Origin of the sequence: Streptomyces sp. MK37H, from assembly GCF_018035285.1 — a bacterium.
Classification (GTDB): Bacteria; Actinomycetota; Actinomycetes; order Streptomycetales; family Streptomycetaceae; genus Streptomyces; species Streptomyces endocoffeicus.
The window spans coordinates 44,803-53,328 of record NZ_JAAAYH010000015.1; the positions used below are offsets into that span (position 1 = coordinate 44,803).

The window sequence follows — 8,526 nt, forward strand, 5'->3', positions numbered from 1 at the left end:
ACAACTCCCGGCAGAAGGGATCTGGTCCGGAGACGCACCTCCTCACCCCCACGAATCAAATAGGAAATTGATGCCGCGATGGTGTGCCAGTCGGGCCGCGCCGTCAAGACTCTCGACAAAACCCCCTGCAAGGCGCCTGGTGAACGCGAGATCCGGCGCCGCTGCGAGTCAGGCGCCGGATCTCGTCTCTCAGGTTCCTATAGGAAATGGATGGGTCGGACGGTGAGTCAGCCGCTGTACTGGGCGAAGACGCGTGTGAAGTCCCACGGCTGCTGGGAGACCCCCGAGCAGGTGTCGGCTCCGCCACCGGTGCAGGGCCGGTCACGGTTGACCGACCAGAAGGTCAGCCGCGCGAGGTGCTTCTGCTGGGCGTAGCCGAGGATGGTGCGGAAGTCGGCCACGGTCACCGTCTCGCCGTTGTCGGTGATGCCGTTCATCGATGAGATGCCGGAGTGCCGGTACGCCTGGTCGTCCGAGTACCCGTAGGCGCTCTTGACCGTGTTCTTGAGCCCCTCGGCGGCGCGGATGGTGAGCTGGCCCATGTTCTGGCCCGCGCCCCCGAAGTCGAACGGCATGATGGTCCAGCTGTCCACGGTCAGCCCGGTGGCGGCGGCCTTGCTGATCAGGCTGTTGTCGGGCCCGTTCTGGCCGGTGCCGAAGGTCACATACACCTTGATGCCGGGGTTGTTGGCCTTGACCGTCTTCAGCGCGTCGACCGTGCGCTGCTGGACGGTCGGGCTGTCGTACGCCGCGGCCTCGATGTCGATGTCGATCGCCTTGAGCCCATAGGCGTTGATGACCTTCTGGTACGCGGCGGCCAGCTCGCCCGCGCTGCCGCAGGAGCTCTCCAGCTTGTTGCCGCTCCAGCCGCCGAAGGACGGGATGACATCGCCACCGGCCGACCGCACGGTGTTGATGGTCTGCTGGTCGACCCCTCCGGTGAGCGGACGGCCACCGTCCCACTGCGGGTTGCAGTAGCCGTTGCTGAGGACGAAGGCGAGGGTGAACCACTTGACGCCGGTCGCGTTCATCACGGTGGTGGGGCTCGGCGGGCTGCCCCAGCCGTTGTAGAGGTACGGGGCCACGGCCATGGCACCCGGTCCCGGCGGTGTGGTGTCACCGCCCGGCGCCGTCCACTTCTGGTTGGCGGCTCCGGTGCAGGTCCATATCTGCAGCCGCGTGCCGTTCGCCGAACTTCCGCCGGTGGCATCCAGACACTTGTTGGCCTGCGGATTCACAATGTCACCCGCCGCCGGAACCGCCCACTGCTGAGCCGCACTCCCATTGCAGTCCCACAACTGAACCGCGGTGCCATCGGCCGTACCACCCGACGCCACATCCAGACACTTCCCCAACGCACGAATCGTGCCGTCGGAGCCAACCGTCCACTGCTGCGCGGAAGTTCCGTTGCAGTCATAGAGCTGCACGGCCGTGCCGTTGGCGTTGTTGGCGCCCGCCACGTCCACACACTTGCCACCGACACCGGTGATCTGGCCGGTGGCCGCCGCGGCGCCACTCGCGGGGAGGCTGGTCAGGCCGGTGACGAGGGCAGCGGCGGCCGCGGCACCGAGCACACCGCGTATCCCGGGTCCGCGCAGGAGTCCGCCGTTCATCTGGTCACCGTCCACTTCTGGTTGGCGGCTCCGGTGCAGGTCCATATCTGCAGCCGCGTGCCATTGGCCGAACTCCCGCCCGCGGCATCCAGACACTTGTTGGCCTGCGGATTCACAATGTCACCCGCCGCCGGAACCGCCCACTGCTGAGCCGCACTCCCATTGCAGTCCCACAACTGAACCGCGGTGCCATCGGCCGTACCACCCGACGCCACATCCAGACACTTCCCCAACGCACGAATCGTGCCATCGGAACCAACCGTCCACTGCTGCGCGGAAGTTCCGTTGCAGTCGTAGAGCTGCACCGGTGTGCCGTTGGCGTTGTTGGCGCCCGCCACGTCCACACACTTGCCACCGACACCGGTGATGGCACCGCCGCTCGGCTGTCCGCTGTCGGTGCTGACCCGGACGTAGTCGACGAGGAGCTGCTGGGGGAAGGAGGTGCTGCCGTCGGGGTCCCCGGGCCAGTAGCCGCCGACCGCGAGGTTGAGGATCACGAAGAAGGGCTTGTTGAACACCCACTGCCGGCCACCGAGGTCGGCCGGGGTGCGCCGCTGGTACACGGTGCCGTCGACGGACCAACTGATCGCGTTCGGGCTCCAGTCGATGGCGAAGGTGTGGTACGCGTCGGCGAACGCCTGGCCACCGGGCAGGGAGTACCCGGCGCCGATGCCACCGGAGCCCGAGTACCCGGGGCCGTGGAGGGTGCCGTGGACCGTGGAGGGCTCGAAGCCCACGTTCTCCATGATGTCGATCTCACCGGAGTTGGGCCAGCCGACCTGTCCGATGTCGTTGCCCAGCATCCAGAACGCGGGCCACATGCCCTGCCCGCGCGGAATCTTCATCCGGGCCTCGACCCGGCCGTAGGTGGTGGTGAACTTGCCGGAGGTGTTCAGCCGGGCGGAGGTGTACTCACACCGTCCGTACCAGCACTGGTAGTTGCCCGGGTTCTCGCGGCGGGCGGTGATGACCAGGTGGCCCTGGCCGTCGAGGGCGGCGTTGCTGTTGCCCGCCGTGTAGTACTGCCGCTCGTGGTTGTTGACGTTGTCCCCCGTCTCGATCTGCCACTTGCCGCCATTGACGGCGGAGCCGGCGGGCCCGTCGAACTCGTCGGAGAACGTGACGGCGGCCGCCGTGGCGGGTCTCGCGGTGGACTTCGCGGCGGGGCTCGCCGCGGAGGCCGAGGTGCCCTGTGCCAGGCCGGTGGACAGCGACGCGAGGGCGAGGACCGAGACCAGGGACAGCAGCAGTCGCCGGGGTAAGCGCGGGGAGTCCATGACTCTCCCTTCCAGAAGCAGTGAATGACAGGTGCGGAGAGGCATGAGGCGCATGCGAACCAAGTGGTTACGGCGCCGACCGGGTGCGTGAGCGATCCGAGCGGTACTTAGTTCATTACGTGAGTTAAGAAGTGAAGGAAAGGCCTGTCAAGGGTTTGGTATGGACCGGATATGCCAACAAGTCACCGCGCGGAGGGCTGTTCGCCGCCGAGGACGTCGGCGACACGTCCTGCGGGTTCGCCCTTTGAAGGCATGTCATTCATTGGTGCGGACCTATTGACGAGACACGTTCAACTCCCGAAATATATGGGCCCGAGAGTCCGGCCGTGACCTTCCGGCCGGACACCGCATGTCGCGGGCCGCGGCGGCGCCTGTCCGACGGACATGCCCACTGCCGGGGTCCGTCCGCGTGTCAGGAAGGCATCCCCCCACATGAATAACAGCGAAGACCCCTCCGCCCGGGACCGCGCGCAGCGCCGCCGTCGGCGGACCGTCCTGGCCGTGGCCGCGGCCCTCGCGGCCACCGCCGCGAGCACGACCGCGGCCGCCTGGGCGGACAACACCGGCCAGGACCGCGCCTCGGCATCCGCCGCGCCCGCCGCCGTGGCCCCCTACCTCTACAACGGATGGGGCAATCCCCCGGACCCGGGCGACGTGATGGACGCCACCGGCGTCGGCTGGTTCACCCTCGCCTTCGTCCTCGACGCGGGCAACTGCGACCCGCGGTGGGACGGCGGCCGCCCGCTGGCCGGCGGTGCCGACGAGCAGACCGTGAAGGCCATACGGGCCAAGGGCGGCGATGTGGTGCCGTCCTTCGGTGGCGCGAGCGGCAACAAGCTGGAGCAGTCCTGTGCCGACGCGAAGGCCCTCGCCGGGGCCTACCAGAAGGTCATCGACGCCTACGGTCTCAAGGCCATCGACATCGACATCGAGGGCGACGCCTACAACGACCCGGCCGTCCAGCAGAAGACGATCGACGCCCTGAAGCAGGTGAAGGCCGACAACCCGGGGCTGCTCACCTATGTCACCTTCCCCAGCGATCAGAGCGGCCCCGACGACGGCATGATCCGCCGGGCCGCCGAATCCGGCTTCGAGGCCGACAGCTGGACCATCATGCCGTTCGACTTCGGCGGCGAGGGCCAGAACATGGCCGAGCTGACCAAGCAGGCCACCGACGGGCTGAAGAACGCCGTCAAGGGCGCCTACGGCTACAGCGACGAGGACGCCTACCGGCACAGCGGCCTGTCCTCGATGAACGGCATCACCGACGTCAAGGAGACCGTCACCACGGACGACTTCGAGTCGATCCTGGCCTACGCCTCCGAGCACCACCTGTCGCGGCTCTCCTTCTGGTCCGTCAACCGCGACCGCCCCTGCCCCGGCGACTACCCGAACGACGACACCTGCTCCGGAGTCGCCCAGGAGCCCTGGCAGTTCACCGGGATATTCGCCCGGTACAAGGGCTGAGGGGGCACATCACCATGACGAACGACACCACCGGGACGACTGGCACCGCCGGGACGACCGGCACCACCGGGACGACCGGCACCACCGGGAAGACCGGCACCACCGGGACGGACACCGCCGGGACGGACACCACCCGGCCCGGACACCGCCGACGTCGTCGCGTCGCCCGCGCCACCGCCGCGTTCGCCGTGCTGGCCGGCGCCGTCGCCGCGGCGCTGACCGTACCGGCCGCGCACGGCGCGGACGCCGAGCCGGACCTGGGTCCCAATGTGCAGATCTTCGACCCGTCGATGTCCGCGCAGGAGATCCAGGGCAAGCTCGACTCGGTCTTCGGCGAGCAGGAGAAGAACCAGTTCGGCCAGGCCCGGCACGCCCTGCTGTTCAAGCCCGGCTCGTACGACGTCAAGGCCAACGTCGGCTTCTACACCCAGGTGGCGGGCCTCGGCCTGTCGCCCGACGACACCACCATCAACGGCCAGGTGCACGCCGAGGCCGACTGGTTCGACGGCAACGCGACGCAGAACTTCTGGCGCGACGCCGAGAACCTCGCCGTCAACCCGGACGGCGGCGCGGACCGTTGGGCCGTCTCGCAGGCCGCCCCGTACCGCCGTATGCATCTGAAGGGCGATCTGCAGCTGGACGACGGCGGCTGGTCCAGCGGCGGTCTGCTGGCCGACACCAAGGTCGACGGGCAGGTGAAGTCCGGATCGCAGCAGCAGTGGCTCTCCCGCAACACCGAATGGGGCGGCTGGACCGGCTCCAACTGGAACATGGTGTTCGTCGGCGCGCGGAACGCCCCGGCCGGGGATTTCCCCAATCCGCCGTACACCCGTGTCGACAAGTCACCCGTCACCCGTGAGAAGCCGTTCCTGTACGTCGACGACGACGGCGCGTACAAGGTGTTCGTGCCGGACGTGCGCAAGGACTCGACGGGCACGTCCTGGTCCTCCGGTACGCCGAAGGGCGAGTCGCTCCCGCTGAGCGACTTCTTCATCGCCAAGCCGGATGCCACGGCCGAGGAGATGAACGCGGCGCTCGACGCGGGCAAGCACCTGCTCATCACCCCGGGGGTCTACCACCTCGACGCACCGCTGAAGGTGACCCGTCCCGACACCGTCGTGCTGGGCCTGGGGCTGGCCACGCTGGTTCCCGACAACGGGGTCTCGGCGATGAACGTGGCCGACGTGGACGGTGTCAAGCTCGCGGGCCTGCTCATCGACGCGGGCACCGAGAACTCCGACACGCTGATGGAGGTCGGCCCCAAGGACTCGTCCGCGAACCACGCCGACAACCCCACCTCGCTGCACGATGTGTTCTTCCGGGTCGGCGGCGCGGGCGTGGGCAAGGCGTCCACCAGCCTGGTAGTCAACAGCTCCAACGTGATCGGCGACCACACGTGGATCTGGCGCGCCGACCACGGCGACGGCGTGGGCTGGGACAGCAACACGGCCGACAACGGACTCGTCGTCAACGGCGACGACGTGACCATGTACGGCCTGTTCGTCGAGCACTACCAGAAACACCAGACGACCTGGAACGGCGAGGGCGGCCGCACGTACTTCTACCAGAACGAGATGCCCTACGACCCGCCCGACCAGGACGCCTGGATGAACGGCTCCACCAAGGGATACGCCGCCTACAAGGTGGCCGACTCGGTGAAACGCCATGAGGCATGGGGCCTGGGCAGCTACTGCTTCTTCAACACCAACAAGTCCGTCACCGCCGAGCACGCCTTCGAGGTTCCCCAGAGCCCGGATGTGAAGTTCCACGACATGGTCACCGTCTCGCTCGGTGGCACCGGCACCATCAACCATGTCATCAATGGCACGGGAGGTCCCTCGGACGCCAACAGCAACGTGGCGAACGTGACCGAGTACCCCTGATCCCGTAACACGCTCCACCAGCTCCACCAGTCCGCCTGTGGGGCGCGGGTACGCCGCCCGCGCCCCACAGGCGGCTGAGCGCACGGACCGCATGTCGTCATGTCGTTGTCGGATTCACCCTCGTGAAGGGCGGACACTGATGAGCGTTTCCCGGCGAGCACTGCTGACCACCGCGGCCGGTACCGCGGTGGCGGCCACTTCGATCGCTCCCCCGGCCCAGGCGGCGGAGGAGGCCCCCGGCCATGCCGCCACGCTCCGCACCTTCCGCGAGACGGCGGACTACGCGGTGGCGAAGCTGCGCACGGTCGCACCGGGGGTGAGTGGCTTTCCGGTCGGTACGAAGTTCGAGAAGTGGACGTACTCCCAGAACGGCGACTGGGTCGGCGGGTTCTGGCCCGGCACCCTGTGGATGGCGTGGCTGCACAGCGGCGAGGAACGGTTCCGCACCCTGGCCCTCGCCTCCGCGGAGAAGCTCGCCCCCCGCCAGAACGACACCGGCACCCACGACCTCGGATTCCTCTTCTCCCCCTCGTGGGTCACCGCGTGGCGGCTCACCGGTGAGGACACCTGGCGGGCGGGCGCACTGCGGGCGGCCTCCTCGCTGATCCGGCGGTACAACCCGCGCGGCCGCTTCATCCGGGCCTGGGGAGCGCTGGACGAGCAGGCGAACGCGGGCCGGGTCATCATGGACACGATGATGAACCTCGATCTGCTGGCGTTCGCGAGCAGCCAGAGCGGGGACAGCAAATACCTCGACATCGCCGTGGAGCACGCGAGAACCACCCAGCGGCACTTCCCCCGCCCGGACGGATCCACCCCGCACGTCTACGACTTCGACCCCTCCTCCGGCGCTCCCCTCGGCCCGGCCACCGTGCAGGGCTACAGCCCGGCCTCCTGCTGGTCACGCGGACAGGCATGGGGGATCTACGGATTCACCACCGTCTACCGCCGGACCGGCCACCGGGAATTCCTCACCACCGCGCGGAAGCTCGCCGACTTCGCCCTGGGCGCGCTCACCCCGGACAACGTCCCCGTGTGGGACTACCTCGCGCCACAAGCACCCCACGACATCAAGGACGCCTCCGCGGGCGCGGTCATGGCCTGCGGCCTGCTCGACCTGTCCAGGGTCACCGGCGAACCGCGCTACCACGAGGCGGCGCTGCGGCTGCTCACCGCGCTCTCGCAGACCTGCCTGACCACGAAGTCGACCCGCGCCGAGGCGATCGTGGCGCGCTGCACCCGCAACCGCCCGAGCGAGGACGGCGTCGAGATCTCACTCCCCTACGCCGACTACTACCTGCTCGAAGGCATTCTGCGGGTTCTGCGCCCCGATGACATCGACCGGGCCATCGACCTGTCCACGGTCTGACGCTCACACCTCGCGGCACCCGTCCGGCCGGGACGGCGCGGCGTATCAGCCCTCCCTCGCGGGATCGTTGGAGGGAGAGCCGGTCAGGGCGGCCGCGGTCTGGGGCAGGTGCTGGGTCAGTACCCCGGCCGCGGTGCCGGCGTCGCGAGCCACCGCCGCCTCCCGGGAGGTCAGGGGCACCCGGGAGGTCATTCTCCGCGGTCGGGCAGAACGGCCGGGGGCTTGCTGCACACGCGGCTGGCGGGAATCGCGGTCGGCGCGGTCCTCGGCATCGCGGCGTCGTGGCTGGTGCTGCCGATCCGCACCTCCTCGGCGGTGCGGGCCCGCACCGCCGCCGCGCTGGCCGCCCTGACCGGACTGCTGGAAGCCGACTGGTGCGACCACCGGGCCGTCCGCATGGCCCGAGCCCGCTTCTGCCACCGCGTCGAGCAACTGGGTGTGACCACCGCACCGCTGCGGACCCTGGCCGCGCTGCCCCTCCCCCGCGCGCTGTCCGTGCGGCGACGGCGGAGCGTCGACGCGCTGCGTGCCGTGGCGGCCTTGCGGCACTGCGTCGAACCGGTCGGTGACCTCGCCACCGCCGTCACGTCCGCGCCGGACGCGCTCGCTGGTGACCCGAGCCTGCGCGGGCGGCGCGGTGAGGTGGCGGCGCACACACTCGCCGTACGCCGCGCCATCGGCCGCCGCCCGGCACCGCCCGGTGCCCCCGCCCCGGCTCCACCGGCGAAGGCCCGCCCCACCGGGCCGGAGGCGGCCGTGACCTCGGGGGCTCTTGCCGCGATCGACGCCCAACTCGACGTGCTCACCGAGGTGTTCGGCCGACCGCCGATCCCACCCGCGTCACATCCGGCCGCGGCCACCGCCCGCTCATAACACATACGGCCGACCAGCCGTGGAGCAAACGCCACGGCAACGCA

At 69.3% G+C, this 8,526-nt stretch carries 5 protein-coding genes and 1 pseudogene; 4 read left to right on the forward strand and 2 right to left on the reverse strand.

Annotated elements, in window-relative coordinates:
• Positions 1 to 227: 227 nt before the first annotated feature.
• Positions 228 to 1,613, reverse strand: coding sequence for a chitinase (locus GWI24_RS04280; RefSeq protein ID WP_210944560.1), 1,386 nt, complete (start codon positions 1,611 to 1,613; stop codon positions 228 to 230).
• Positions 1,610 to 2,890: a glycoside hydrolase family 16 protein gene (locus GWI24_RS04285; protein ID WP_210944561.1), complete on the reverse strand. Its 1,281-nt coding sequence runs from the start codon at positions 2,888 to 2,890 to the stop codon at positions 1,610 to 1,612. Before GWI24_RS04285 ends, GWI24_RS04280 begins: the two co-directional genes overlap by 4 nt.
• A gap of 591 nt (positions 2,891 to 3,481) precedes the next feature.
• Here GWI24_RS04285 and GWI24_RS04290 point away from each other — a divergent pair.
• From GWI24_RS04290 to GWI24_RS04310, 4 genes and pseudogenes are all read left to right on the forward strand, one after another.
• Positions 3,482 to 4,357: pseudogene (locus GWI24_RS04290) on the forward strand (chitinase); the annotation flags it as partial.
• A gap of 14 nt (positions 4,358 to 4,371) precedes the next feature.
• Positions 4,372 to 6,240: a coagulation factor 5/8 type domain-containing protein gene (locus GWI24_RS04295; RefSeq protein WP_247615856.1), complete on the forward strand. Its 1,869-nt coding sequence runs from the start codon at positions 4,372 to 4,374 to the stop codon at positions 6,238 to 6,240.
• A gap of 139 nt (positions 6,241 to 6,379) precedes the next feature.
• Positions 6,380 to 7,609, forward strand: coding sequence for a glycoside hydrolase family 88 protein (locus GWI24_RS04300; RefSeq protein WP_210944563.1), 1,230 nt, complete (start codon positions 6,380 to 6,382; stop codon positions 7,607 to 7,609).
• A 222-nt stretch (positions 7,610 to 7,831) separates the two neighbouring features.
• The gene (locus GWI24_RS04310) at positions 7,832 to 8,482 is read left to right on the forward strand and encodes a hypothetical protein (protein WP_210944564.1); all 651 of its coding nucleotides are present in this window, start codon (positions 7,832 to 7,834) and stop codon (positions 8,480 to 8,482) included.
• The last annotated feature ends 44 nt before the right edge of the window (positions 8,483 to 8,526 follow it).